This window comes from Paenibacillus sp. Y5S-9 (assembly GCF_036894235.1).
In the GTDB taxonomy this organism is placed as follows: Bacteria; Bacillota; Bacilli; order Paenibacillales; family Paenibacillaceae; genus Paenibacillus.
Genome location: NZ_CP145887.1, coordinates 2,258,652 through 2,284,982, shown reverse-complemented (window position 1 = coordinate 2,284,982; position 26,331 = coordinate 2,258,652). Strand labels below are relative to the sequence as shown.

Annotated in this window: 30 protein-coding genes, 1 tRNA gene and 1 pseudogene; 12 read left to right on the top strand and 20 right to left on the bottom strand. The window is 46.0% G+C overall.

The genetic code is table 11. The features are described 5' to 3' along the window. Positions 1-61: 61 nt before the first annotated feature. From V6669_RS10230 to V6669_RS10215, 4 genes are all read left to right on the top strand, one after another. Positions 62-1,216: a class I SAM-dependent RNA methyltransferase gene (locus V6669_RS10230; protein WP_074094429.1), complete on the top strand. Its 1,155-nt coding sequence runs from the start codon at positions 62-64 to the stop codon at positions 1,214-1,216. A gap of 212 nt (positions 1,217-1,428) precedes the next feature. Then, positions 1,429-3,429, top strand: coding sequence for an LTA synthase family protein (locus tag V6669_RS10225; protein WP_338593517.1), 2,001 nt, complete (start codon positions 1,429-1,431; stop codon positions 3,427-3,429). A gap of 81 nt (positions 3,430-3,510) precedes the next feature. Further along, a complete protein-coding gene (locus tag V6669_RS10220) occupies positions 3,511-3,936 on the top strand; it encodes a cytidine deaminase (RefSeq protein WP_338593515.1) in 426 nt (141 codons plus the stop codon). Between the two features lie 85 nt (positions 3,937-4,021). Beyond that, the gene (locus V6669_RS10215) at positions 4,022-4,747 is read left to right on the top strand and encodes a DsbA family oxidoreductase (RefSeq protein ID WP_338593513.1); all 726 of its coding nucleotides are present in this window, start codon (positions 4,022-4,024) and stop codon (positions 4,745-4,747) included. A 295-nt stretch (positions 4,748-5,042) separates the two neighbouring features. Here the strand turns inward: V6669_RS10215 and V6669_RS10210 are convergent, their stop codons facing one another. Together V6669_RS10210 and V6669_RS10205 are read right to left on the bottom strand one after the other, a co-directional pair. Then, on the bottom strand, positions 5,043-5,873 hold the full coding sequence (locus V6669_RS10210) for an aldo/keto reductase (RefSeq protein WP_036670089.1): 831 nt from the start codon (positions 5,871-5,873) through the stop codon (positions 5,043-5,045). Between the two features lie 175 nt (positions 5,874-6,048). Further along, complete coding sequence (locus tag V6669_RS10205) at positions 6,049-6,330, bottom strand: hypothetical protein (protein ID WP_091017568.1); 282 nt, start codon at positions 6,328-6,330, stop codon at positions 6,049-6,051. A gap of 150 nt (positions 6,331-6,480) precedes the next feature. On the opposite strand from V6669_RS10205, the gene V6669_RS10200 reads away from it, so the two are divergent. After that, complete coding sequence (locus V6669_RS10200) at positions 6,481-6,879, top strand: hypothetical protein (RefSeq protein WP_338593507.1); 399 nt, start codon at positions 6,481-6,483, stop codon at positions 6,877-6,879. Positions 6,880-6,979: 100 nt separating this feature from the next. On the opposite strand, the gene V6669_RS10195 is transcribed toward V6669_RS10200, so the two are convergent. From V6669_RS10195 to V6669_RS10150, 10 genes and pseudogenes are all read right to left on the bottom strand, one after another. Next, positions 6,980-7,201, bottom strand: coding sequence for a DUF1450 domain-containing protein (locus V6669_RS10195; RefSeq protein WP_017689421.1), 222 nt, complete (start codon positions 7,199-7,201; stop codon positions 6,980-6,982). A 21-nt stretch (positions 7,202-7,222) separates the two neighbouring features. Beyond that, entirely contained in the window at positions 7,223-7,525 is a 303-nt protein-coding gene (locus V6669_RS10190) for a heme biosynthesis protein HemY (protein ID WP_036670085.1), read from the bottom strand. Between the two features lie 142 nt (positions 7,526-7,667). Then, positions 7,668-7,925, bottom strand: a complete 258-nt coding sequence (locus V6669_RS10185) for a hypothetical protein (RefSeq protein WP_036670081.1) — start codon at positions 7,923-7,925, stop codon at positions 7,668-7,670. Positions 7,926-8,122: 197 nt separating this feature from the next. Further along, positions 8,123-9,328: a M14 family metallopeptidase gene (locus tag V6669_RS10180; protein ID WP_338594892.1), complete on the bottom strand. Its 1,206-nt coding sequence runs from the start codon at positions 9,326-9,328 to the stop codon at positions 8,123-8,125. 234 nt (positions 9,329-9,562) lie between these two features. Continuing rightward, entirely contained in the window at positions 9,563-10,372 is an 810-nt protein-coding gene (gene racE, locus V6669_RS10175) for a glutamate racemase (protein ID WP_036610949.1), read from the bottom strand. Positions 10,373-10,592: 220 nt separating this feature from the next. Then, positions 10,593-10,970, bottom strand: a complete 378-nt coding sequence (locus V6669_RS10170) for a YtxH domain-containing protein (RefSeq protein WP_338593502.1) — start codon at positions 10,968-10,970, stop codon at positions 10,593-10,595. Positions 10,971-11,155: 185 nt separating this feature from the next. After that, positions 11,156-12,070, bottom strand: coding sequence for a DUF4261 domain-containing protein (locus V6669_RS10165; protein ID WP_338593500.1), 915 nt, complete (start codon positions 12,068-12,070; stop codon positions 11,156-11,158). Between the two features lie 10 nt (positions 12,071-12,080). Continuing rightward, entirely contained in the window at positions 12,081-12,542 is a 462-nt protein-coding gene (locus V6669_RS10160; protein ID WP_338593497.1) for a HepT-like ribonuclease domain-containing protein, read from the bottom strand. Positions 12,543-12,715: 173 nt separating this feature from the next. Continuing rightward, positions 12,716-13,003, bottom strand: a complete 288-nt coding sequence (locus tag V6669_RS10155; protein ID WP_017689429.1) for a Dabb family protein — start codon at positions 13,001-13,003, stop codon at positions 12,716-12,718. A 285-nt stretch (positions 13,004-13,288) separates the two neighbouring features. Next, positions 13,289-13,672, bottom strand: a pseudogene (locus V6669_RS10150) (phage holin family protein); the annotation flags it as partial. 448 nt (positions 13,673-14,120) lie between these two features. Here V6669_RS10150 and V6669_RS10145 point away from each other — a divergent pair. Next, positions 14,121-14,717, top strand: a complete 597-nt coding sequence (locus V6669_RS10145; protein ID WP_017689431.1) for a helix-turn-helix transcriptional regulator — start codon at positions 14,121-14,123, stop codon at positions 14,715-14,717. Positions 14,718-14,940: 223 nt separating this feature from the next. On the opposite strand, the gene V6669_RS10140 is transcribed toward V6669_RS10145, so the two are convergent. Continuing rightward, on the bottom strand, positions 14,941-16,095 hold the full coding sequence (locus V6669_RS10140; protein ID WP_338593493.1) for a sn-glycerol-1-phosphate dehydrogenase: 1,155 nt from the start codon (positions 16,093-16,095) through the stop codon (positions 14,941-14,943). A gap of 158 nt (positions 16,096-16,253) precedes the next feature. Here V6669_RS10140 and V6669_RS10135 point away from each other — a divergent pair, with 158 nt between their 5' ends. Further along, complete coding sequence (locus tag V6669_RS10135) at positions 16,254-16,439, top strand: hypothetical protein (protein ID WP_036609735.1); 186 nt, start codon at positions 16,254-16,256, stop codon at positions 16,437-16,439. Between the two features lie 109 nt (positions 16,440-16,548). Here V6669_RS10135 and V6669_RS10130 read toward each other — a convergent pair. Beyond that, a tRNA-Leu gene (locus tag V6669_RS10130) sits at positions 16,549-16,633 on the bottom strand. 221 nt (positions 16,634-16,854) lie between these two features. Here V6669_RS10130 and V6669_RS10125 point away from each other — a divergent pair. The 3 genes from V6669_RS10125 (at position 16,855) to V6669_RS10115 (ending at position 18,877) form a co-directional block, all read left to right on the top strand. Beyond that, positions 16,855-17,847 (top strand): Gfo/Idh/MocA family oxidoreductase, encoded by a 993-nt coding sequence (locus V6669_RS10125; RefSeq protein ID WP_338593488.1) that lies wholly within the window; start codon positions 16,855-16,857, stop codon positions 17,845-17,847. 54 nt (positions 17,848-17,901) lie between these two features. Continuing rightward, a complete protein-coding gene (locus V6669_RS10120; RefSeq protein ID WP_338593485.1) occupies positions 17,902-18,297 on the top strand; it encodes a DoxX family protein in 396 nt (131 codons plus the stop codon). 217 nt (positions 18,298-18,514) lie between these two features. Next, positions 18,515-18,877: a helix-turn-helix domain-containing protein gene (locus V6669_RS10115; RefSeq protein WP_338593483.1), complete on the top strand. Its 363-nt coding sequence runs from the start codon at positions 18,515-18,517 to the stop codon at positions 18,875-18,877. A 49-nt stretch (positions 18,878-18,926) separates the two neighbouring features. Here V6669_RS10115 and V6669_RS10110 read toward each other — a convergent pair whose 3' ends face one another. From V6669_RS10110 to V6669_RS10090, 5 genes are all read right to left on the bottom strand, one after another. Continuing rightward, positions 18,927-20,543 (bottom strand): sensor domain-containing diguanylate cyclase, encoded by a 1,617-nt coding sequence (locus V6669_RS10110; RefSeq protein WP_338593480.1) that lies wholly within the window; start codon positions 20,541-20,543, stop codon positions 18,927-18,929. A gap of 163 nt (positions 20,544-20,706) precedes the next feature. After that, positions 20,707-21,444: a fused MFS/spermidine synthase gene (locus V6669_RS10105; protein ID WP_338593477.1), complete on the bottom strand. Its 738-nt coding sequence runs from the start codon at positions 21,442-21,444 to the stop codon at positions 20,707-20,709. 159 nt (positions 21,445-21,603) lie between these two features. Beyond that, a complete protein-coding gene (locus V6669_RS10100) occupies positions 21,604-22,506 on the bottom strand; it encodes a LysR family transcriptional regulator (protein ID WP_074094418.1) in 903 nt (300 codons plus the stop codon). A 59-nt stretch (positions 22,507-22,565) separates the two neighbouring features. After that, positions 22,566-23,303 carry an SDR family oxidoreductase gene (locus V6669_RS10095; RefSeq protein WP_338593473.1) on the bottom strand — a complete coding sequence of 246 codons (738 nt, stop codon included), beginning with the start codon at positions 23,301-23,303 and terminating at the stop codon, positions 22,566-22,568. A 24-nt stretch (positions 23,304-23,327) separates the two neighbouring features. Next, on the bottom strand, positions 23,328-23,603 hold the full coding sequence (locus tag V6669_RS10090) for an Atu4866 domain-containing protein (RefSeq protein ID WP_338593471.1): 276 nt from the start codon (positions 23,601-23,603) through the stop codon (positions 23,328-23,330). Positions 23,604-23,762: 159 nt separating this feature from the next. On the opposite strand from V6669_RS10090, the gene V6669_RS10085 reads away from it, so the two are divergent. Next, positions 23,763-24,692 carry an AraC family transcriptional regulator gene (locus tag V6669_RS10085; RefSeq protein ID WP_338593468.1) on the top strand — a complete coding sequence of 310 codons (930 nt, stop codon included), beginning with the start codon at positions 23,763-23,765 and terminating at the stop codon, positions 24,690-24,692. 70 nt (positions 24,693-24,762) lie between these two features. Here V6669_RS10085 and V6669_RS10080 read toward each other — a convergent pair whose 3' ends face one another. Beyond that, complete coding sequence (locus V6669_RS10080; RefSeq protein WP_338593465.1) at positions 24,763-25,200, bottom strand: MerR family transcriptional regulator; 438 nt, start codon at positions 25,198-25,200, stop codon at positions 24,763-24,765. Positions 25,201-25,369: 169 nt separating this feature from the next. Between V6669_RS10080 and V6669_RS10075 the strand changes: the two genes are divergently transcribed. Continuing rightward, positions 25,370-26,218 carry an SDR family NAD(P)-dependent oxidoreductase gene (locus V6669_RS10075; RefSeq protein WP_338593462.1) on the top strand — a complete coding sequence of 283 codons (849 nt, stop codon included), beginning with the start codon at positions 25,370-25,372 and terminating at the stop codon, positions 26,216-26,218. The last annotated feature ends 113 nt before the right edge of the window (positions 26,219-26,331 follow it).

Genomic DNA, 26,331 nt, shown 5'->3' with positions numbered 1-26,331 from the left:
ACTATACAGCAGAGAGAAGGATTTCCCTTCTCCAGCTTGAAATGGAGTTGAAATGAATCACATGGCTCAATTGCAATTGATTGCAACCTCGGCGATGGGACTCGAGGCTGTTGTTGCCCGGGAACTGAAACAACTGGGGTATGAAGATGTTACGATCGACAACGGCCGGGTTTTCTTTACAGGAGATTATATTGATATTTGCCGTTGTAATCTGTGGCTGAGAAGTTCGGATCGTGTATTGGTGAAAATGGGTGAATTCCCTGCTACAACATTCGACGAATTGTTTGAAGGCACCAAAGCACTGCCTTGGGAAGAGTGGATTCCAGCCGACGGCGAATTCCCTGTAGAGGGTCGCTCCCAAAAATCCCAGTTAAGCAGTGTACCTGCATCACAAGGGATCGTGAAAAAAGCAATCGTAGAGAAACTGAAGCTAACTTATGACACGGAGTGGTTCCCAGAGGATGGGTCTCGTTATGTGATTGAGGTCATTCTGCTGAACGATCGCGCCCTGCTTACTTTGGATACAACGGGACCAGGTCTGCATAAACGGGGTTATCGTAAACTCGTCACCGAAGCGCCACTCAAAGAAACACTTGCTGCCGCTCTTATTCAGCTCAGCCGCTGGAATGTATCCCGTCCATTCTATGATCCATGCTGTGGATCAGGCACAATGCTGATCGAAGCCGCTATGATCGGCTGGAACATTGCACCAGGACTTCGTCGGACCTTCAACTCTGAGGACTGGGCTGTCATTCCTGAAGAATTGTGGGAACAGGCGCGCGAAGAAGCATTCGATGCTGTGCGAGACGATGTCCCGTTACAGATTTCAGGTAGCGATATTGATCCGGAAGCAATTGAAGTTGCTATGGCAGCAATCAAGAGTGCTGGGTTCGCCAAAGATATTGAAGTCAGCGTCCTGCCCGCTCATCGGGCAAGACCACAGGGTGAATATGGTGTCATCATTACCAATCCCCCATATGGTGAACGTTTGAGTGAAGAAAAAGAAGTTCAGAAGTTGCTCCGCTCATTAGGGCGCAGTTACCTCGACATGCCAACATGGTCCTTTTTCGCAATCACGTCGACCAAAGCTTTCGAGGAGTATTTCGGTCATAAGGCAGACAAACGTCGCAAGTTGTTCAACGGACGAATTGAAACCCAGTACTATCAGTATTTGGGCCCATTGCCCCCACGAAATAAAGCACCACAATCTTCATAATCAATGCAAATACAAAGTGCTCCTGCCATCCATGGCTCGGGCACTTTTTTGTGCGCTAATCCGGTCATATGAATTCACCGACTTCGCTCTTCGATTCCGCAGAAATCAATTCTTCTGAGGCATAGTTGAAAACACATGAGGCCACGCTATAATGGATGGAGCCCTATTTTACATTCCGATAACAAAACAACAAAAGCAAGGAGGACATACATATGGTTGTCACTCGGCCTTCGCGCAGCTCTATGCCACGCGGGCTTCTAAACCATCCACTAACGTTATATCTTATTTTTCTTGTGCTCATGCTGCTCAAACTCATGTGGCTCCATCACAATCTTCACGCTTATAACATTACGATGGGACTGCTGGATAAAGTCATTGCCATTGGATCTTTACTACTCTTGTCCTTCTGGACCTGGTTACTGCCACGTAGAGGCATGATCGTGTCTCTCGCCGCGCTTAACCTGCTGCTTACCGCACTAATCTACGCTGATATGGTGTATTATCGCTATTTCCAGGATTTCTTGACCATTCCGGTTTTGTTGCAGGCGAGACAAGTTGACGCATTGGGTGACAGCATCGCCACATTGATCTACACCAGTGATCTCTGGTTCTTTGCCGACTGGCTTGTCGTCATTCCGTTCGCAGCTATCGTACTGCTCAGCAGAAGTTACCGTTCGAAGTACTCCAGTACATCTGTTACTGGTTACGGGGGTTATTCCTATAACGATCGCAAGGCACGGTTACGCCGTCGTCTCACGGCTGGCAGCATCGCTTTTGTACTGGGAATGGGACTCGCCGTCGGGCCGATTTATTTTTACAGCAAAACATGGGCCAAAGGCCTGTTCGATAACAACTGGTGGAATGTGTCCATGTACAATGTGACCGGACTGCTCGCTTTTCACGGTTATGACCTGTACAACTATGCCAAAGACCACATCGGCTCCGGGCCACAAGCTGAACCCGCTGATGTTGAGCAAGCAAAGGCATTCTTCGCTGAAAGGCAAGGAACCGCCCCGCAGAATGATGCCTTGTTTGGCAAATATAAAGACAGCAATGTGATCATTGTCCAGGGTGAGGCTTTTATGAACTTCATGATTGGTCAGAGCATTGGCGGTCAGGAGATCACACCGCATTTTAATGAACTGATGAAGGAAAGTCAGTATTACAGTCACTTTTACCACCAGACCGGTCAGGGCAGAACGTCAGATGCCGATTTTGGCGCAAACATTTCCCTACATCCACTTCCGGTTGGATCAGCCTTTGTACGATATGCAGACCATACGTATGATTCCCTTCCTTCCATTCTGAAGGACAACGGGTACAGCACCAACGTATTTCACGCTTATGAGAGTGGCTTCTGGAATCGGTATACGATGTATCAGAACATGAAGTACGACAAGTTTTATAGTAAAAATGATTTTGCACAGGATGACCCGCTTGGCTGGTCCCTGTCTGATGAATCCTTTTTCCGCCAATCCGTTGAGAAAATGAGTAGTGATGTGACCGAACCGTTCTATTCCTTCCTCATTACACTCAGCAGTCACCATCCATATGCCCTGCCTAAAGAGAAACAGCAGCTGGATGTAGGCGAGTTCCAGGGAACAATGTTCGGTGATTATCTGCAATCCGTTCACTACGTAGATTCGGCGCTCGGCAAGATGGTGGAGGATCTGAAAAATCGGGGATTATGGGAAAATACCATTTTTATGTTCTACGGGGACCACGACAACTCGATCAAGGAACAATCGCAATACGAGCAGTTCTTGGGACGTTCGCTGAACGAACTGGATATGGCACAGATCATGAATGAGGTTCCCCTGCTCGTGCATTTACCGGACGGAGCTGCTGCCGGAACCAACGCCGAACCTTCGGGACAACTGGACATCACACCATCCGTATTACATCTGCTCGGCGTGTCCGACCAATCCTATTATCATATGGGTAACGACGTATATGACGGGTCTGCACGTACAGTTGTGCTGCGTAATGGTGCATTTTCGGATGGTTCTGTATTCTATATTCCATCGGATGATTATATCTATGAGAGCGGCGCTTGTTATGACCTGTCCACACGTGACAAAACAGATATCAATGCTTGCCGTCCAGGTCATGATGAAGCAGCCAAGCGATTACATGTCTCAGACACCGTAATTACCTATGATTTGATTCAGCGCTTTCGAGAGGAAGACAGTGGAGCAGCAACATCTCAATGATTAATATCGTAATGACAAACTAAACAATACACGAAATGAATTGAATTTGTATTTGCATTTAAAAAGGGGAACTTGTATTACATGACATTACACACTGAACCACTTAATATGGAACAGAAATTGTTCGATGCAGCCGCAGAATTTGTGAAGCAACGTTATCCTCAGGGATGGGGTGGCGCAGGTGCCGTCTATACTGAAGCCGGTTCCCTACTGATTAGCGTAGCGCCAGAGGTCATCAACGATGCCACACATCTATGTATGGAAACAGGGGCTTATCTGGAAGCCCACAAATTGAACGAACGCGTCACCCACTCCCTCTGTATCGCTCGTGATGACGAGCATTCAGAATTCAAGGTCCTTACACCTTGCGGCGTATGCCAGGAACGATTATTTTACTGGGGCGAAGACGTCAAAGCTGCCGTCTATGACCCTTCTGGTCAACTGGTCTTCAAGAGACTGGATGAGATTCAACCCTACCATTGGTCCAAAGCATATCGGAGTAAATAGTAATCTCCTTGCGAATTATAGAAAGTGGCTTTATAATTGTAACTATATCAGTTTCAACTATATGGATGATGGAGGTTTTCACATAATGAATATTGAGATATGGTCTGATTTTCTGTGCCCATTCTGTTATATCGGCAAACGCCGCCTGGAGAATGTACTACAACAGTTTCCACACCGTGATGAAGTGAAACTGCAATTCAAAAGCTTCGAGCTTGATCCAAACGCTGCATTGAACCCAGGCAAAACCAATTCGGAATATCTGGCTGCCAAATATAATATGAGCGTGGAACAGGCCAAAGGTATGAATGCCCAGATGAATGCCAATGCTCGCACGGCAGGACTGGAATACAATATTGATGCCATGATTCCTACGAACTCCTTCTCAGCTCACCGCTTGACACACTGGGCAGATACACAAGGCAAAGCGCTTGAACTGAGTGAACGGATATTCCAAGCTGTCTTTATCGAAGGTAAACACTCCGGCGACCCTGAAGTGTTGGCTCAGTTAGCAGAGGAAGTCGGCTTGGATCGAGAGGCAGCTACGGCAGTGCTGTCCAGTGACCAATTCACCGACAATGTCCGCGCTGACCAAGCAGAAGGCGAGCAACTCGGCATCCGCGGTGTACCGTTCTTTGTATTCGACCGCAAATTCGCCGTATCTGGCGCTCAACCGGACGAGGTATTCCTGGACGCCATTCAGAAAGCATGGGACGAGCGTTCCCCATTCACCATGGTTGAATCCAACACAACAGAAACAGACGGCAGCGGAGTTTGCACAGATGACGGATGCGAAGTCCCGAAAAAAAATTAAGCCACTTCACACACAAAAAGCAGCAGGATCAGGGGATATCCCCCGATCCTGCTGCTTTTTTTATATGCTACACACGACTCTAGCTCATTGTATATATTTGTGTTTGATGAACAGTTACTGTGGAGGGGACGGAATCGATTCTGAAGAAGCGAAGCGTTCGCCTTTGTCTCCAAATTTTATCCTCTGAAAAGAGGAATCAAAAAAATTTGTAGACAACAGCGATCGAAAGAACGATCCGGAGCCGGAACAAACACAAGTAGTTCATCAAACACTATATTCAATTAGCGCCACCCACTTAATCCCAGAACAGTTGATCCGGATGTGGACCGGTCCGCTTATCTGAATCCAGCGCATCAATCTGTCTCAACTCATCCGGTGTCAATTCAAAGTCAAAGATGTCCGCATTCTCACGAATACGCTCCGGGGTAACCGACTTCGGAATCGTCACAATCTGATTCTGAATGTCCCAACGCAGAATAATCTGTGCTGGCGTTTTCCCATATTTCTGGGCCAGCGCTTTGAGGGTGGACTCTTGGTTCAGCTTGCCTTTCATGATCGGGCTCCAAGCCTCCAGTTGAATTCCCTGCGCCCCGCAGAAATCCTGAAGTTCCTGCTGGATCAGACCCGGATGCAGCTCTACCTGATTTACCGCAGGCACCGTTCCGCCCTCATCTATGATATCTTGCAAATGATGTACTTGAAAGTTACTCACACCAATCGCACGGATACTTCCTTCGCTATATAGACGTTCGAATGCTCTCCACGTCTCCTTATACTGGTCTCTGCCAGGCCAGTGAATTAAGTAAAGATCAATCACATTCAGTCCAAGCGCCTTCTGACTGGCTTCAAATGCTCTCAACGTTGAATCAAATCCCTGATCCTCATTCCAAAGCTTGGTCGTCACAAACAGTTCGTTACGGGCAACACCACTGCTTGCAATAGCTTGTCCCACTTCTTCTTCATTGCCATAGATGGACGCGGTATCAATACTCCGATATCCAACCTCCAAAGCGGTCTCAACCGCCTGTTGTACTTCCTTACCTTTTGCTTTATATGTTCCAAATCCTAGCCATGGCATCGTTACTCCGTTGTTCAGAATCGTACAATCTGTAATATGTTTTGTCATTCTGTACCTCCCGTATGGAATTTTGCCTGCTCTTGTTCTATTAACCTTCTCACAGAATTTTAAGCGACCATTCGACACGTTGTCGAAGCAGACCCATGCATCGGGAGTCATTGCAAAAGGATAAGAAAAACCCGCAAAGCTTTGCTGCTCTGCGGGTTCTGTCGTGACAGGAACGTTATAAATTCCCTTGACCGTGCTGACTCTGGATGGAATTCAATCTTCTCTTCTCCTCGATGAACATCTCTTCTGCCAACTCAACGCCTTGTCCTCCGAGCGAAAGCTCTGCTTGACGCATCGCCTGCTCCGTATGTGCCAGACGACGTTCCGCCTGAACAATGGTTTGTGCTGTCGGGTGTGACAGGGCCTGAGATACAGCATAATGAAGCTTGTTCACCGCATTTTGCGCCTGAGATACGGTGGTATCTGCTTGCAAACTGGAATCATAACGCTTCGGCATGAGTATTCCTCCTTGGGATTATCATGTTCCTGTTACCCCTTTAGGATGGATAACACAAGCCTTCCTTATTCTTCTTTTGTGTTTTTATCGTAACTTTAGTTGATTTGGCTACGTTTATTAGATAATCATGCCGAATCAGGAGGAATTCATTTGAAGAAAATAATATTGACACTCTGCATGTTGCCCTTCCTCATTTGGGTGCAAGGCTGCGCTCCAGCAACATATGAGATAGAAGGATATACAGGGTCATCCATGAACCCAGACATTCCTGTTCCAACTAATGCAAAGCTTATTGAAAACATAACTTATTCGGATGATCCCAACCTTGAAAAAGGGGCTAAGTATGAACTGAAACATATTGGGGGTGAACAAGGACTATACCCGCCAATGGATTATTTTCAGAAGTTAGCGGATGCAGGTTGGATCGAATTGGAGGAAAAACGACTGGGACATGTACATTTTCTAAAAAAGGATAATACCGTGATTGCCATTGAAATTCGAGAAGATACCTTCCAAATTACTGAAATGATAGAGAATGCCGCATTTTGAAGCAGCCACTCACTATTATCCAAACGCAAAAAAGGAGAGGCACATCGCCCCTCCTTTGCGGATGTTTGAACTTTTCGTCCACTCACCTTGTTATATCCTGTTACTTCACGAACTTTGCGACTTTGGCGAGCACTTCTTCTTCTGTCGGTGCACTGATGTACCGACCGTTGATAAAGACAAACGCACGTTTCGCGCAAGGACCGCAATAGGATTTGCACCCAATCTTGATCTCCGTGTCTGGAGCCATTTTTTGCAACTTGGGTACAATCGATTTCAGTCGGACATGATTACACTTTTCGCATACACGGATATCGTTAGCCATGATTTCCCCTTCTTCGCGCCCTTAGTGGTCGCCGTGATTACCTTGGGACGGATTCGTAATAACAAATCCCTCTTCCGGGAAGTAGAGGTAGTCAATTTTAACACCGTTCAACAAAGGCTGATCATTCGCAAGAATGACATCAATCTCTTTATCCGTAGATACAACCGTATCATTTTCTTTTGGTGTGTCGAGATCAAGCCCGTAGTGAGCATGGTCACCATGTGCATGAGTGATGACAACGCGCAGTTTTTTTCCTTCGTTCTCCGGCTTGTCCAATTCAAGCTTCAATACTTTAGCAGCATTACGCGTAATTTTGCAGTTCATTCTCTTCATCTCCTATATTGTAATTGCTGGGTTCAACAATTTCAGCATTCTTAAACTACAGCATCTATTGTAAAGAAAGTTACCGCTCTTCGCAATAACATTGATGCGAATTCAATGTTAAAATGATCCATTAGGTCGCAAATTAAGAAGGTGTCCCCTCCTGAAGCACAGGATATTTACGTTCTGCCCGGCTCACAAACCAATTCATTAGAATCAAAGTGACCCCGATATCATCAATGGGCATAAACGGCATTACGTCAGGAAGTACCCAGTACAACAGCGCCGGAATAATAAACAACAGCTTTTCTCCCAAAGGAATCTGCGGAGCCCGGAGCAGCCGGGGGAGCCTTTTGAAAACTTGTGTCCATCGTTTGAACGATAGCAGTCTTCTCCACTTCATTTCGAATCCCTCCGTAACATTATATATGTCGCCGAAACGGCATATCCATCATTACCCGTTCGAAAACCATCCAGAACGAATGACGTAACATGCCATTATAAAAAATAATAAAAACGGAACGTCGCTCATGGCGTCCGTTCCTGTTATACGAATGATCTGCTGTTAAGTTTCACACCTTCATAATTCGGGGTCTTGCCTCATTGTCCATTGGATAACAGTTCAGCCAGCAACATTCCCACTTCTATACAGATATCATCAAACTGTTCTACAGGAAGCGGATTAACACCCAATCCAACTTCTACCGTGAAGCCCGGTCTACCGAAATCTTGAATAAACCAGTCCTTGTATCCGGCATCACTGCCACCGAGCTTCACCGCCTTGTACCCGGAAGCTTTGGCGAGTCTACGCGACAGCGGTCCACTCTCCCTGGGTTCCAGATCACGGTAGTTCCAATAGATCTCCTGGCCCTGACTATGCAGGGATACAACCACATCAAATGTATGTTGCTGCGTCCACTGCGCAAGGGCCTGTGCCTCCGGTTCTGTCAATGGGGCTATCCCTGCATAATCCCTGGGGCCAGGTGAGGTCATACCTCTTCTCGCTGCCTCTTCATCCCAATGGGCTGGAAATTGATCATTCAGATCCACCCCTCTGATGTTGGCCTTCCAATGGGTGAAATGTGATCTGTCGGCATTCCAGGCTAACAACTGCTGTGCATGGGGGTGCTGATTGACCACACCTTCCTGAACCAGTTCGACCCCGTCCGGATTAACCATCGGAACTGCCCAGAGTGTCGTCTCTTGCATCCAGCGTTCTGTCTGGTATTGATGCCATGCCCCATGTGTACTATACGCCTCGGCATACTCTTCAATAAACTTCATCAGAACTGCTGTTGTCAACCACTCATTCGCATGAACGGAAGCATTAACATGGATATGTCTCGACCCTTGCCCAATACGCAAATAAGGAAGCGACTTCCCCATGACACTTGTTCCAATGGACCCCGTCTCAATAAACGGGTATCGATTCTCCAGCTTGTCTATATCCCTGATTAATTCTCGATAACCATACTCTCCCTGAATCTTTACAATAGTTTTTCCATTCGAAGCCGGAATATGAATACAGCGACCAACCCAGTCGGTTATGTTGGTAATTTCGGGATTGGCCTGGCGCAACACCTCTTCATCCAGACCAAATCTCCCTGCAATCTCCCCTACACTTTCTCCAGGCGGTACAGCGTATCTGCGACCTGTCCCGGGGACAATACGCAGCATCTGACCTGCCAGCAAGTATGGCTGGGAAGCCACTTCCGGGTTCAGTGCAGCAAGGAACTCTTTGGTCATATGGTGTGCTGACGCAATTCGCGGCAACGTATCTCCCCGCTGAACGATAATCCACTGCAGATCCATGTTGTTCTCCTTTCCACAGGAAAAGACAGGTCCCCTGTCCAGTTCTGACCAATCTCGTGTCTGTAACATATGTATGCAGGTCGGGTTGTCCGTCATGTGACATGAATCATGTTTATCTTCGGTTAATGCATAATGACAACAAAAAATCCCGAAACTTCACAGTTCCGGGATAGTCCATAACCAAAATACATTAATTAAAAGTCTTATCCATGCATATTTTGAGTATAACTATGATAATTGCGTAACCTGCCAGACAACAGGGGTCTTGGAGATCTGCTCCCCCAACCATCGACGGGTGATATTCTGGAACATTCGCGGGTCCCCCGTACAGAAAAATTGATGTACCGGAGTCTCATCCCCACTGGCTAGCTTTCGTTTATCATATAAAATCGTACTGATTTCACGTGCCGTTTCATCTGCTGAACTGATTAACTTCACTTCCTGTCCCATAACTTCCTGAATCGTGTCCATGAGAAAGGGATAATGCGTACAACCCAGAATAAGACAATCGATTGGCTGTTGTTTGATCTCGCCCAATGATTGTTCCACCGTATGTGTCGTGTGCTCGGAACGAAATTCACCTTGTTCCACCAACGGCACCAGCGCCGGACAAGCCTGACTAACCACATCAATATAGGGGGACAACTGCTTGAGTGCCGATGTATACGCCCCACTACCTATTGTACCCGTGGTACCAATCACACCAATACGTCCTGTACGTGTCGCTGTGATTGCGGCCCGCGCACCCGGATGTATAACACCAATGACAGGCATATTCACCTTGGCACGGATATACTCCAACGCGGCTGCTGTTGCTGTGTTACAGGCGATAACGATAACCTTCGGATCGAATTGGATCAAGAAATCAACGATTTGTTCCGTAAATTGTTTTACTTGTTCGGACGAACGGGGTCCGTACGGTGTCCGGGCAGTATCCCCAAAATAAATGATCTTTTCCCGCGGGAGCTGACGCATCACTTCCTTGGCGACGGTCAATCCCCCCACACCGGAGTCTAATATAGCGATTGCTTGCTGCACGAACACACCGCTTCCTTCTTCATTGAATTGGTTCTCATAACGATTGTTTCTCAGAGCTTTCTTCCTACCGTATGAACATTCCGGCAAAAAGGTACCTACATCTTACCCGATTTCATCGCAGGGTTCAAATTAAATCCACGCGCTACGTCATCTATGTGTGGACACGCAACAAAGCAGGCTCTCCTCTAATTAGAGGAAAGCCTGCTTATCAAGCTTTTACTTAGTTGTCGTCCTTGGACTCATCCGCAGGAAGCTTCGCAACGATGTCAATTCCGGGTTCATCCACTGCTTTATCGATATCGTTATCAACAATGGCTGCCGATATGCGAATTTCTTTCCCTTCAGCGCAATTGCGCCAGGATTGAATATCCTGAATCACGACATCTGCGGTCTCTTTAACTTTGGATACGATCTGCGAACTTTGTTCTCCCACGATACCAGCCAGTTCCTGACCTTTCTCCGATACCTGACGAGCACCTTCTGAAATATCCTGACGAAGTTCACGTCCCGATTTCGGCGCCAGCAATAATGCCGTTACTGAACCAACCACGGAGCCAATAAGAGCTCCCCACAACAAACTTTTGTTAGAATCCTTCACGTCACATCTCTCCCTTAACTATTGTTTAAGTACCGGATCAGAAGCAACGGTCTGTCGCTCAGCCATCCGGGCGAATGCCTACTCTGTTGATGCATTATAAGCAGCACAGGCTTGACTTGACACTCCAGATGTTAAAAATAATCTGAACGCCCTTTTTGAATGGATGCAAATGACTTGGCTTAAACTCAGTTCTGACGAGCCGGCTCGAGATCAGCCACGGCATGCTCATCCCCCGGGTCCAAATCAATAACATATCGTCCAGGTGCAATCAATGCCGCCTGATGTTCACAACGCCAGCGACGTCCACCTGAAGAACCCAGCGTCTGTCCATCTTGCAGAACATCCCCCTGATCAAATATGTAATACGCTGCACCCAGTAAGGTCTGAGCCACCGTATCTGGATCAAGACCGACGAAGTGACACTGGACATCAGGTACACCCAGTGCAGACAATCCCACGGTATCCATGACCAACCCGCGCTGTTCCTCTGTACCTCCGGCTTGATACATTCGAACGTTCATGGCTGCATACAGATGTTCCTCACGTTCCTGAGCTTGTGTATATGCTTCCGGTTCAACCAGCTTATCACTGCCATACCAATACAGCGCATCACAGGTCAGACTCTCCATGATTGCCAGTACAGTCTTCTGAAACAGCTCCAGGCGCTGTTTACGAGGCATGGCAGCCGTGAACATATCATGTATCCGGATGGAGTACCGCGAAGCTTCTACAACTTGTCCCACTTCCGGCCAATGCCATGCTTGTTGCAGAGCCCCGCCAAAACGTGCACGATCTGCGATTTCATTCACAGGAAGCATGCAGGTCTGAGCAGGGATATCCCCTTCCTGAAAGGATACCTTATGGTCCAGATGATAGAAGACGAGCATCTCATGCTTTTGCCCTCCGCTCTCTTGTTTCACATCCAGTCGGACTTGTCCTGTATGACGAATCATCGCTTCCTGCAAACGCAGGCGATCTACCTCTGGACGTTCCCGGAACAAGAGTTCAACCATATACACCGGATGGAATCCGGAAGGTGTTTCATTCGTTTCGTTACTTTCAGTATTTACTTCATTGAATTCTTTTGATTCATTTTTCATGCGATTTCCCTCATTCCTTACGCTGTCCCTCAGTCTGTGCCGCATTGAAAGGACCAAGTTCTGTTTCCACGTAGGCGCTAACCTGAGTAGTAAAATGTTCAAGTATAGTCGGCAACTCTACGCTAAGCGGATGAAGCTCAGACCGCTCCCAACTGTAATAATCCTGCACCAGTGGCTTGCGTAACGTGACAAGCTGACGCAATATCTCATAGGTCGAATGATCAAAAACCTTTTCTTCATAATTAATCTGAATAATATCATCATAACTGCTCGCATCTCTCATGATGAAGCCGTCTATCAGATAACTTCCCACATCGGTAACAATCTCGATCGCCAGGTGAAGACAACGTTCCTGTACCATCCCCAGCATGAGACTGCCATCCCAAGCCTCTGCTGCCCCGCGAAGCCCTTCAGCTACTTCCGGTACAGCAGCAAGCCGGCGGGCAATCTGTTCTCTGTTCACATAATACATTCGTTCACTTCCCGTTCAGTGAGTTATCGGTTCCGTTTCCCTCTTCGCTTAAGCCAGAATATCATCACAGGACAAGCGATTAGAAACACAACAAAAATATATAGAAATTCCATAACGTCTCTTAAATCGCTCATGCAGAGTCCCCTTTATCTCAACGTAGTTTGAATGACAGATCAGATTTCGTAGTCCACTGCAATTGACTGTTCTCTGACTTCGTTCATGTACTTGATAACTTCCTGATGAAGCGGGTGTACCTGATACGCCTGGAGATCCTCCAGTGACGCAAACTCCGCCGTGAGTGAAATGTCGAACGATCTCTCCGAGCGAAGCACATCAATCCCGATTTCAAGTGAAACTAGGACATCAATTTTACCTTCCAGATTGCGAAGCACCTGGGCTGCAGCTTCAATACTTTCTGCTGAGCGATCTTTCATTTTGAACAGGACAATATGTTTTATCATCTGGGCAAGCACCTCATTTAATATAATAGTAGAAATGAATGAATTTTCATGTATCCAAAATATATCATAACGTTCTCTATTACGAAAGGATACTTGGAAACGTTCTCTTGATAAGAAAAATTAATCCGAACCGTTTCCTTTCGATTCGGATTTCTTTTGAGATCCATCCTCCGTCTGTTTTGCTGAGTCATCCTGCAAAGTTTGTCCTGTTTCAGCCTGCTGCTTAATGTTGTCTGGAGTTTGCTGCGGTTTGGCCCATTCACGATTCATCAGATACTCCTGATCTTCCTGTTTCTTCAACACTGCAATGGCCTGTCTGAGCTTTGCAGGCAATGGAAGACCGATTTTGGCATAATTCTCGGTTATCGAAATGAGTTCATTCACCAGATAGAAATAAATAGCTCCGCCTTTGATAAAATCGGTTCCCATGATCAGATCAATTCGATGAGCAAGCAAAACAACGGTCAGCATGAGCCCTTTGCGAGCAATCCCCCAAAATCCAATGTTGCTATTCAACCCGGTACCTGTTCTTACCGCCGCTGCCAAACCTGTTATATAATCCACAGCCATCGCGACCGCGAGCAGGCTAAGTAACTGATCCCATCCGCCAAAAGCAAACGTAACAAATGCTCCCGAGATGGCAGCAAAGGTATTCACAGATAGATTCACGTCCCTCACCTCTCCCTTACACTTGAGTATCATACAATATATGTAAAAGTAAGAGATTTGACAGGTCACATGTCATGCTGAACATGCGGATTTATCATTTCAGATTTGTGCACATCCTCTTCGCAACAGGAGAACGAAAATCACATGCTTTTGGGGAATTCAGGGAAATAAACCGCATCATATCAACAAAAAACAGATAAAAGTTCTTTAGACCTAATAATAAGTAATTAGAACTATATTATTTTTATTCCGGTTCAATTTCTCCCCTCATTTTTAGTGAAACATTGTAATCTAGGAATATACTAGGATGTGAATTGCGCATGGTCTAGTTCGTAGTTCCCTCTTTATCGTGAATTGACGCATTGACGCATTTGTAACCGGTAAACCCGGCACTTGAAAGTACCCCGTTGTTTATTGTAGTATTTGGTTAAAAAAAATCGGAGGAAATATGCCTAATCAACCAGAACAACATTCCATCCAGGCGTGGTCTCTGATCAACCGTAAATACTTGGGAAAAGGCGTCCGTGTTAAACGATTCCGAAAACCGACACGCTGTCAAATCCGCAATCGGGTTCTTCTTGCCGTGCTGATGGCCAATGATATCAAATTGTCCCAGCTTGCTGAAGACCTCTCCATCTCTTCACGCAGTGTCAGTGCGTGGGTATATGAAGGACGGATACCCGGCAGTACCAATTTGGACAAGACTTGCCAATTACTCGGCTACCCGCGTCATATTCTCTTCAATGAAGAAGTTGTGCGTAATAGCCCTGTCATATGTCAACCCGAGTCATCTCGCTTCATGAAGCGTACGGTGACCCGTTCTCCGGTGAGTAACCGTATTTTGACAGGCTTGTGTATGGTCCATGATTTGTCGGTGACAGATGTCAGCCACTGGATCGGGGTTCATCCCGGCACTTTCCGCAAATGGCTGCATCAGGGAACACTGCCTTCTGCTGCGTTTCAGGAACAAGCGGAGCAATTTTTCCGTATCCCGAAAACTATTTTGTTCGCAGATGTCATCTTGAAAGATCGTCGCAACAACTAAATAAGCGAACAGCCAAAAGGCTCTGGTCTCCCCATAGGGAGGTCAGAGCCTTTTTTAAAATAAAATGCATGCCTTCTCTCTCGGACTTGAAGCACTGTTCTGGCTATTCCATCAGAAATGTCAGATAACCTACCCTTTTTCGCCTTTTGCTCCCAAGGAGAGCCATCACAGCCCGCTACAAGCTAAGTTTATGCATTTCATCGAGACCATTCTCTCTAAAAGGTCATCCTAACCTTGTGTTTAACACTTCATTGATGTATCTCAACCCCGTATATCGAGGACGAAGTGTATGCGCTGTGTTGAATGCATGTTCCATCATCTCCGGGGTTACACCGAGTTGCTCAGTAGTCACAGGTCCACCTACTTGTTCCAACCATACGATGAGCTGAGAAGCCTCTGGCAATTGGTCATATATCCCAAACACCGGTTCACCCGATCTCTGTGCAAGTTCTTTATATTTCACCGTAAGCAATGCACAAGCTACGCCAACTTTGGCACCATGCAGAACCGGTCTTTCTCCCGCTTGCATCAGATCCATCTCCAGGATGTGGGACAGATGATGCTCACCTCCGGATGCCGGACGGGAATGGTCAATGATCAGCATAGAGATACCGGAAACAATTAATGCGTCCATTAATACAGCTACTCCCTCTGCTCGCCCCTCCGCAATCGCTTGTACATGATCTATGCAGGTATTCAGCGCTTCTTCTGTCATCCGATAAGCAACTGGACAGAACGGTTCTCCGCCCAGTTCACGGGAAACAATCCAGTCTGCAAGCGAAGTATATTTACCAAGCATATCTCCGAATCCGGCAGCCGTCATCACTTGTGGGGCTTGCTCCAGAATATCCAGATCGGCAAAGATAGCCTCCGGCGGAACAGCCTGAAATGTTTGTTTGACGCCGCTTACAATTAAGGGCGCACCCGCAGAGGTAAACCCATCCACTGAAGCCGCTGTAGGGATCGACAAAAAGGGCTTGTTCATTTTGGAACAAACAAATCTCACCAGATCATGAATGGTACCTGAACCCACCGCAATTACAGCCTGACTTTCGAGTCTCACACCCAACATAACCTGTACAATAGCTGCTTCGTCCGCAATGATATCACCCGTCAGATTCTCCGGTAGAGCGATCTCATCCGCATGCTTTCCCGCTTCGCGAATACTACTCAGCACATCAGATCCGGCCGCCTGAAACGTATGTCGATCATAAACAACCGTCACCTGACGATATCCTTGCTCAGACAAATAACCCGGTAACCTCTGAATGGCCCCAGCTTCCAGATGAATCAGCATATCCACAACCCGGTGTTGATGACCGCAAGCACACTGCTGTGCTTCCTCATTCCATGCTGCAATTCGTTCGTTCATATTCATTCGCTCTTACCCTCCCATATGAGATATCATGCATAATTAACGGGTTAAAACCACAAGATAAAAAAGGAAATAAAATGTGATGATTTTCCTGATCACACTTTACTGCCTGTACCCAATATTTGCAAATCCATATCTCACATTTCCAAGTAGGTGAAACAATGAAATTAACGAAAGAATTAGGAATTTCGCTCGGATTTCTCGCTGGAACCACTTTCGGCAGTGGTATCGCTTTTTTGTTTCGTCTCCAGTCGGTTGAAGTGGTTGCCAGTGTTACGCTATTCGGTATTGCAGGAGCCATTGCCGGGATCATCACGGCAGTCATTCTGCGCCAGCGGCAACATTAGCATTAGCAAGCATGCCAGTAGCAAAATGTAGGCTCCACACAAATGATCCACAAAATAAAAAAAGGTTCGTGAATTGCCCTAGAGCAACTCACGAACCTTTTTTGTTAGATGCGGTCGAGAGGACTCGAACCTCCACGGGGGGTTAGCCCACACGGACCTGAACCGTGCGCGTCTGCCAATTCCGCCACGACCGCATAATATGTATCTCCTCATCCATCGATGAAAAGCGTTCCGGTGAAGCAATTCCTTGTTTTACCGTAATTCAGAGTATACATGCTCCAAAATAAAAATGCAACTTTTTTTATTCAAATCAAGAATAGGACATATGTCCTTTTTTCTCAACTTCAAACACCCTATCGTAGTATTAAACAAATGTACCATCCATAAGAATGCAAAAATGAAGGAGAGATCCACTTTGGAAAAAACCAATCTGTGCTTTATCGGTGCCGGGTTTCATGCATCCACGAATATTTACCCTTCTGTTATTGAAGCCGGAGCGCAGATCCAGGCCATTGCTACTCGCAGTATGGAACGCTCTGAAGCAGCTCTGCTGCGATTTGGCAGCAACGGAAAAGCGTATGATAACGCTGGGCTTATGTTACAGCAGGAGACTTGTGACGGAGTCGTTGTGGTCGCCCAGCCTATAGATCAGACCGCTCTTGTTCTCGAATGTATTCGGGCTGGCAAGAATGTATACGTGGATAAGCCGCTCGGATGGAACGCAGCCGAAGCCGCCACTGTAGCAGAAGCTGCCGAGCAGGCTGGCGTCGTTGTCATGGTCGGTTTTATGAAACGTTATGCTCCGGTATATATGAAGCTCAAGGAACTCATTGATAGTAATTCGCTAGGTAAAGTGCGTTCATTCCAAATGAAATTCGCTGTAGACAGTACACCATTTTGCAAGGATGAGGAACAATTCATGAAGCTCGCTGCCATTCATATGGTCGATCTGATGCGTTACTTATTCGGAGAAGCAATACGAGTTACAGGCACAGCCGTGAAAGATGGGGAACACATTAATCAAAGCATTTCCCTTGTATTTGAGAATAACGTAGTAGGCAGTGCTTATTTTACCGGCATGAGTGCTTGGTCACGGGAGAGTGAAAGTGTACTCGTCACCTTTGACAACGGATTTGCGTCAGCTGAAGAGATCAACACACTTACTGTTCATCAATCCCGAAGCTCGACCAGCCTTCCCTGGAAATCTCTCGAGGAACAAGATACCGTATATACACCTTCCGGGTCTCCCATGTCAGGAGCTTATCGCGACCTTTATCTACGCGGGTTTGTTGGTGAAATGGTGCACTTCATAAAGTGTTGCCAGAATCAGACCGTCCCATATTCCAGCGCCAAGGATAATATTGCAACGATGGCTCTATGTGACTCCATTCTATCGTCATTGAAGTAGCGTATATACGTTCATCATCATATTTTATACATCCAGAGAAGAGGAACTAATCTCATGTTGGACACAGGTCTACTTATCATTCGTCTCGTGATTGGTTTCATTATGATTGGACATGCATGTAAGAAACTGTTTGGCTGGTTTGGAGGCGAGGGTATATCAGGGACGGCTGAATTCTTCGGAGCGATCGGCCTGAAACCGGCTAGAGCCTTGGCAGTGTGTGCTGGACTTGCTGAACTGATCGGTGGATTCCTGTTTGGAGTCGGTCTATGGATTATCGTTGGTGCCGTTCTGCTCATTCTTCCGATGATTGTAGCCATAGCCAAGGTGCATGCCGATAAAGGTCTATGGAATCTGAACGGAGGATTCGAATATAACCTTGTGATGATCGGATCTTTACTTGGTGTTGCTCTCGCTGGAGCCGGTGCATATTCCCTCGAAGCCCTGATATAATGTACAAAATTCATCACATGGAGCCTCAATGTTTCGCAAGACGAAACCGGGGCTCTTTTTTTCTTATAGACATCATCGCATCTGCCTGAGCCTAGAATTAGGGTTTATAATCTGCATAATAAGTGATATGCTCTTTCATGAACTATACGTACTTTATGTAATGTAACCACCCAAATGGATACTATAGAAATCACCGTAAAGTGGAGGTGCACTTATAATGAAAAAGGACGCAACCAAGCCATGTCCCACGCCATACGGCTGTTCCGTGGAAGTTACCCTTAGTGTAATCGGAGGCAAATGGAAAGGTGCCATTTTGTATCATTTATTCTCTGGTCCTTTGAGATTTAACGAGCTCCGAAAATTGTTTCCAGGCATCACCCAGCGTATGCTCACACTGCAACTTCGAGAGTTGGAAGGCAGTGGAATTGTTCATCGTGAAATATACCCCCAGATCCCACCTAAAGTGGAGTATTCCCTCACACCTTTTGGTGAAACATTACGGCCGATCATCTTCAGCATGCGAGATTGGGGAGAAACGTATACAAATGAGGTTCTGGCCAGATCCTCACAAGAGGTATAAAACATAAAAGAAGCTGTCCCCTGTTTTTAGGGAACAGCTTCTTTGCTGCTTATTTAATAACCGTCTGGATCGTAACCGTACGGTTACGCCCCTCTTCTTTCGCTTGATACAATGCATTATCCGCCAAGTGAAACAGTTCTGTGGATGATGTGGAGTGCTTCGGATATTCAGCAATTCCAGCCGAGATGGTGACGGAACGTTCTATGGGCAATATACTTTCTTCGACCGTTATTCGGATACGTTCAGCAATCTCAAAAGCTACGTTAGACTCGGAATTTCTTAACAAGACTACAAATTCCTCTCCACCAAACCGGGCACAGACATCTTCTGGTCGAACAGACAATTGAATGATATTGGCAATGTGTTTCAGTACTTCATCCCCAGCATGATGCCCGAATGTATCATTAATGGATTTGAAGCGGTCAATATCCAGAACAATAATGGAGAATGGCACTTCATCCTGAATCCATTCCTGGATGACTTCTTCGAAGGTTCTGCGATTGTTCATGCCTGTTAAAACATCTGTTCTGGCATCATAGACAAGCTGGTTTGTCTGTTTCCTAAAGTTCGCCAATGCGCCAACAACCGCTCTTGTAAGAAGGTCTGCCTCTCTATTCCAGTGAGGCTTCATCACCGGCAGATCCACTTGACCCTTATCGACCTGATTCACCAAATCAGCCAACATAGCAAAAGGACTGGCCAGCTTGCGTGCAACCCGAACTACAATAAGGGTCAGGATCAGGAAAGGCACTGAGGTGTACAGCAACAACATACGGATATGATGATTCAACTGATCGTACACCGTTTGGGTTGGAGACACGATTACGATGCCCCAATCTGTTGATGGAACTTTGTAATAACCTGCAAGTGAATCCACACCTGCCAGGTTTTTGTATTGTTCTTTACCGTTCTCGTTTATTAGCAGCTTTTGCACCACTTCATTTTTACTGACATTTTCACCAATTCGGTTGGTGTTTGGATGAAATAACAAAGTACCCTTCTTATCCACAATAAAAAAGTAGGAACCATTACTTGTCTTGAGCTGACTGCCAAAAGACAGACTCAATATATTATTTTCCTGCAAAAAGATATTTCCACCGATTGTTCCTTGGTACTCCCCTGCCGAATCAAAGATCGGTTCACTGACAAATACAATTCTGCGTTTGGTTCTGGGTGTCTGGTACGCTTCGGAGATATACGAAGTCCTCAATTTAACCGCTTCTTTTGCTGCATTGGAACTAACATGGTGACCTACACTAGCCTGTGAGTAAGGTGAGGTAGACCTGATTACTCCCGCTTTATCTACCAAAGAAACGGAATTAAAAAAATTACTGCTATTGCGAACCAAATCCAATGTGGAATTCAACTCTTTTGTATTGGAGTGATCCATATCGGGGAAATATTTGGCTGCATATTTCAAGCTCTCCTGCATGGAATAAAAAAGCGAATCCAGCGTTTGGCTCATTTGCACAGCGCTTGCATAGTTTAGCGAAAGGGTGTTATCAATGAGTGACTGTTTCTGAGATGTATAAGATGAGATGACCATGAGGGTCAATGTCATTATAACTGAAATAGTGACCAACCCGCCGAGTAAAGCCGTGAGGCTGATCTTCTTGATGTTTTTTATTTTTCTTCGTAATCTAGATCTCTTGATCTGTGCAATCATCGTTTACTTCCCCCGGATTTTCATGAAAAGGCATATTCCTTCTATCTTATACGAAAGTTGTTAAGATCAAATAAAGAGTTTGAGAAATCTTAACAATTACATCGTAAGATTGACGATTTAATGACATTTTACTTTCCTGGAAGAATCACTGTTCAGGATCGCCCTAATCGACAATGATATATCCTTCTTCTGGCTCTTGTTCTACAAACTCTGCCATCTGACGAACCTGAAATTCGATTGGGTGATGACTGCCCATTAAAATGCGATTTTGAACTTCATCCGCTGTTTCTGTTGGCAATGCGAATGCACGTGTATAAGCAAACTGTGTCTGAAGTGTTGTGTAAATGGCACTTACAAGCCGGTCGTTGCCAGCACTCCCGAACACATTAAGGAGCACAGATCCATCCGAGTCCAGCTTGTCCTTGACCATGGCAAAAAAATCACTGGATATAAACTGCTCGGGTGTACCCGTTGCCGTAAAGGCATCAATAATAATATAATCATACGTCCCTGCAGGTTCCTGCCCTAATAATTCACGACCATCCCCAATGAGTACAGGACTTCCCTTATATCCAAAAAAGGTTTGGCTCAACTCCGCGACCTCTGCATCCAGTTCAGCCACCTTAACCTGACGATCAGACAAATAGGTGGGCAATGTGCCAATACCATGTCCTACCACAAATACCTTATCAAATGCAGGATCATTCTGTTCCATTAGATGTACCATCGCTCTTGGATACTCCAACACCATCCGGGCAGGCTCATCCAGATCCATTGCGCCCTGCACAGCTGCGTTGGAGAACTCTAATACACGAAATCGCCCCTTCTCTCCATAAAGCTTTTTGGTATCATATACCGTCAGCTCATGCTGTTCACTTTTATTTCGATACAGAACTCTCACTAACCGTTCTCCCTTCGTGCTTTCACACCTATTCGACATATACCTTCATTCTATTACACGGGATGACAACATACCACCCTATACTTGAAAGATCGCAGTACAACAAAAAAACCGTTCCGATCATTCGGAAACGGCCTTTTGATGAACCATACAACACCACTAAGACCCTATGGCCTCATGCAGAGCCTGGACATATGCTACGCCCAGATTGGAGAGAGATGTACTCTTGTGGCTTATCCAGCCCACATTAATGGTTTCCTCACATTCCAGCGGTACAGGAATAATCTCGTTTCCGTTCAGATCAGCGCTAAGTACGCCCGTAGAGATCGTATAACCATTCAGACCAATCAACAGGTTAAACAATGTTGCACGGTCATTGACCTGTATGCTTTTGGGGTGAGATAACGTACTCAGGATCTCTTCGGAAAAATGAAAGGAATTGTACTCTCCCTGGTCAAATGACAAGTACGGATAATCCTGCAGTTGCTCGATTGCAACCGACTCCTGCTTCGCCAGCGGGTTCTTCACACTGATAAAGATATGGGGCTTGGCTATGAACAAACTCGTGAAAACCAAACCTGCATCTTTTAACAATTTGTTAATTACCTTGGCATTGAACTCATTCAGATACAGGATGCCAATTTCACTGCGCAGGCTTTTCACGTCCTGAATAATCTCGTAGGTCTTTGTCTCCCGAAGCGCCAACTCGTATTCATCCTGACCATACTGCTGTACCAGACGAACAAAGGCATTCACCGCAAACGCATAATGCTGCGTCGATACGGAGAAGTGCTGCGGGGATGGCTTCGCGTTCAGATAACGATTCTCCAGCAGTTCAGCTTGCTCCACCACCTGACGTGCATAACTCAGAAACTCAACGCCTTCTTTAGACAGCGATATTCCCTTATTGGTACGTTCAAAAATGGTAATTCGCAACTCCTGCTCCAGATCCCGAATGGCATTCGAAAGGCTGGGTTGCGAGATAAACAACCTTTTGGCTGCTTCATTCATGGAACCGCGCGTGGCAACTTCGATCACATATTTTAGTTGTTGTAATGTCACTGCACTATTCCTCTTTTCGTATCAATTGAACCTATTATATACCAAAAGAGGATCCGAACTTAAGCCATGCTTGCTGTCGGTCTCACTACAATCTCATTTACGTCCACCTCTGTCGGCTGGCTAATGGCAAACAAGATACTTTGCGCAATCGCCGAGGCGGGAATGGATATGCGTCGATACTCTTTCATGAGATCACGTGCTTCTTCATCAGAGATCGTATCCGCGAGTTCTGATTCCGTCACGCCCGGTGATACAAGGGTTACACGGATATCTCCGCCTACTTCCTGTCGCAACCCCTCCGAGATGGCGCGGACCGCGTATTTGGTTGCACAATATACCGCTGCCGTTGGTGACACGGCATAGGCTCCAATAGAGGCTATGTTAATAAACTGGCCGAAACCCTGCTTTTTCATGACGGGTAGTCCAGCCGCAATGCCATGCAGAACACCACGAATGTTAACATCTATCATGCGATTCCACTCATCTACTTTTAACGATTCAAGGGGAGATAGCGGCATGACTCCAGCGTTATTTAAAATAACATCGACACGTCCATAGCGAGTTTGAGCTAGGTCAACGATCGTATGCATCTCTTCCAAGCTGGTAACATCCAGCGAATGATACTCCACCGATCCGCCTTCCATACGAATCGAGGAGGCCAATGCCTCCAAACGTTCCATACGTCTAGCTCCAATAACTACATGTGCTCCATGCTGTGCAAGCAATCGAGCTGTTGACTCACCAATTCCACTACTTGCACCGGTAATGACAACAACTTTCCCTTTTACATTGGACATATTATATCGCTCCTTATTCGGTTGTTATTGTACGTTTTCTCTATACAAAACCATGCCTGCATGATACAAAACGCCGTCCCTGAAGTCTCCATCCGCTGTAAATCCCGTATCATCCACGTATTCTATATGTTTCCCATGAACAACATAACAACCCTGATATGCACTTTGCCGATCCCCTCTAGCTTCATCATATCTACCGCAAGGAAGAAGTTCGTGTCTGATATATCCATCCTTCGTGACCCACATCCCCACATACGGGTGTTTTGGTTCTTGTTGGTCACCCATTGAATTACGCTCCATTGTTTCTCACTCCTCTCTGCTTCAAAAGATTCCGTTGCTTATCTCCATTATGTAGAGGATCAGTCGTTGTACGATAGAAAAATCCCACTGTATTCTTGCCTATTCCTCCAGAGCATTTTAAAATAATAGTAATAGTGGTTTACAAGGGGGCTACCATTCATGCTTATCAAAACAAATGAAACGGATACGGGCATCACGGAGCAGCAGCAACAATTGGCTCAACTCATTGAGCATTTCACCCCAAATGATGGGATACATACAACAGCAATTCCATCCCTTGCCTTAATCCGTGCCTCCGAAATCTCACACCCCATATATTCCGTTCATCAGCCTGCCCTCTGCATTGTCGCCCAAGGTTCCAAATTAGTTATACTCGGCCGCGAGAGCTACACCTACGACTTGTCACAGTACTTGGTAGCTTCCGTAAACTTGCCTATTTCAGGGCAGGTTGTAAAGGCTACAACCAAACATCCCTATCTATGTGTTCGACTAGATTTTGATTCAGGGCAGATTTTCGATCTGATTCAGGATACGCCTTCTGCACAACCCAAACCTGACCATTCAACACGAAGAGGACTGTTTGTTAGCTCAACCAAACCTTCCCTTCTTGAAGCTGTGATCCGATTGGTTCGGCTGCTGGATACACCTGAAGACATTCCCGTCCTTGCCCCTATGTTTATCCGCGAGATTCTATATCGTATTATTCAGGATGAACATGGACATTCCATAAAACAGTTTGCTATTCAAGACAGTCATGCACAGCACATCGCCGAGGTGATCGAAGTCATCCAATCCGATTACGCCAAGCCACTTCGGATTGAGCAACTTGCTGCCATGATCAACATGAGTTCTTCCTCATTACATCATCATTTCAAAGCCATTACCGCCATGAGCCCTTTGCAATTCCAGAAACAAATTCGATTGCATGAAGCCCGGCGAATGTTGCTTGCAGGTTCAACCGATGCCGCCGACGCTGCGTTCCAGGTTGGCTATGAAAGTCCGTCTCAATTCAGCCGGGAGTATGCCCGCATGTATGGTCTCCCTCCCAAAAGCGATATCAAACGACTTCGTCATACACTCGATATTTAAAACTAGAAACAACAAAAAGACCCGCGTCATCATGACGTGGGTTTTCAGTTTTAAATAGGCAGCAGCGCCATCAAGAGAATATGTTCTGTTTTTCAAAAACAGACAACTCGTTCTCCCTGGTAATAGGACATTCATCAGGATACATACTTCGTTTCTCCAACTTCTCATCGATAAAATCAACGACTTGCTGTAGCGAAGCAATCTGTGCTTCAACTTTCTTCCGGTGATTCACCAGCATCTCCCGTTCATCCGGGAAATCTGCGAGATCGGAATCCATGGACATTTGTAAATAAGGCTTCATTTCCTCCAGAGACATTCCTGTTTTTTTCAGGCAAGTGATCAACTTCATCGTATGGATATCCTCCGAGCGATATACCCGATGGCGATTGGCTTTGCGTTCCGCTTGGGGAAGCAGTCCAATCTTCTCATAATAACGAATGGTATCTTCCGATAATCCGGCCTGTTCTGATGTTTCTTTAATGGAGAATACTTCTTTCTCGCTCATCATATGGGCCTCCTCCACATTCATTTCTTTCCATATTACAACTTGGAGCTGACTCCAAGTCAAGCATGATCCATTCAATCCCAACACCTCTTGACTTGGAGTCGACTCCAAGTTATAGAATGAGCGCAGCATACAGATTCGTTCTGTAATCCCATTCTATCTGGAGGTATATATGAATATACAAAATCAGGTTCGCACCGCTCTCATCACAGGTTCAACGTCAGGAATAGGTCTTGAACTGACACGCAAGTTACTGGCTGAAGGATGGCAGGTAATCGGCCTCAACCGTTCGGCTTTCCCATCCGAGGAACCCGATATTCAGAACGCCTTACGTTCAGGAGAGCTTCGTTGGGTTCAGGCTAATCTGACCAACTACGACAGTCTGAGAACTGCACTGAATCAGATCAAATCCGATACCGATTCGATCGATGTTTTGTTTAACAATGCCGGAGGCAGTGCTTCCGAACTTCGTTTCTCTGATCAGGGGTATGAACTTCACTTCGAACTTCAGACGGTAGTCCCTTACATCATCTACATGGAATTAGTTGAGCTATTGCTCAAAGGACAGATGAAAACAGTCGTCAATACTTCCACCAGCGCGTTCAACATGGTCAAACAATTTGATCTGAACATCCTGGAACGTCCAGCTAAATTCAAAAAGCTGTTTGGTCCCTATGCCATTTCCAAGCTTGGCTTATCTCTATGGACACGCGAGGTTGCCAAATCTGCCAATGTGGATGGCATACAACTACTTAGCGTAGATCCTGGTGGAAATAATACGCTACGGGGCAACAAAACATCCGGCCTGCCCTTTTATATCAAACCCATTATGAAATGGTTCTTCCCTCATCCAAGCCACGGCGCTTCATTGCTCTACAGTGCGGCTTTATCACCCACCAGACATGAATCCGGTACATTTCTGATGAAAAATAAAGCGGCAGCGCTTTGTTTTACAGAGCAGGGCCCTGCCGTTCTCCATCGAGTACACGAGATTTATGAGCAGCGTTTTCGTACAACGTAGTCTGGAAAACCTGTATCCAACCCATCATAACCATGATAGATCGTGAGTACTAAATATAACAAAAACACGCCAAAGCGGCGTGTTTTTAGGTTTATGGCATTATGAGTTTTATG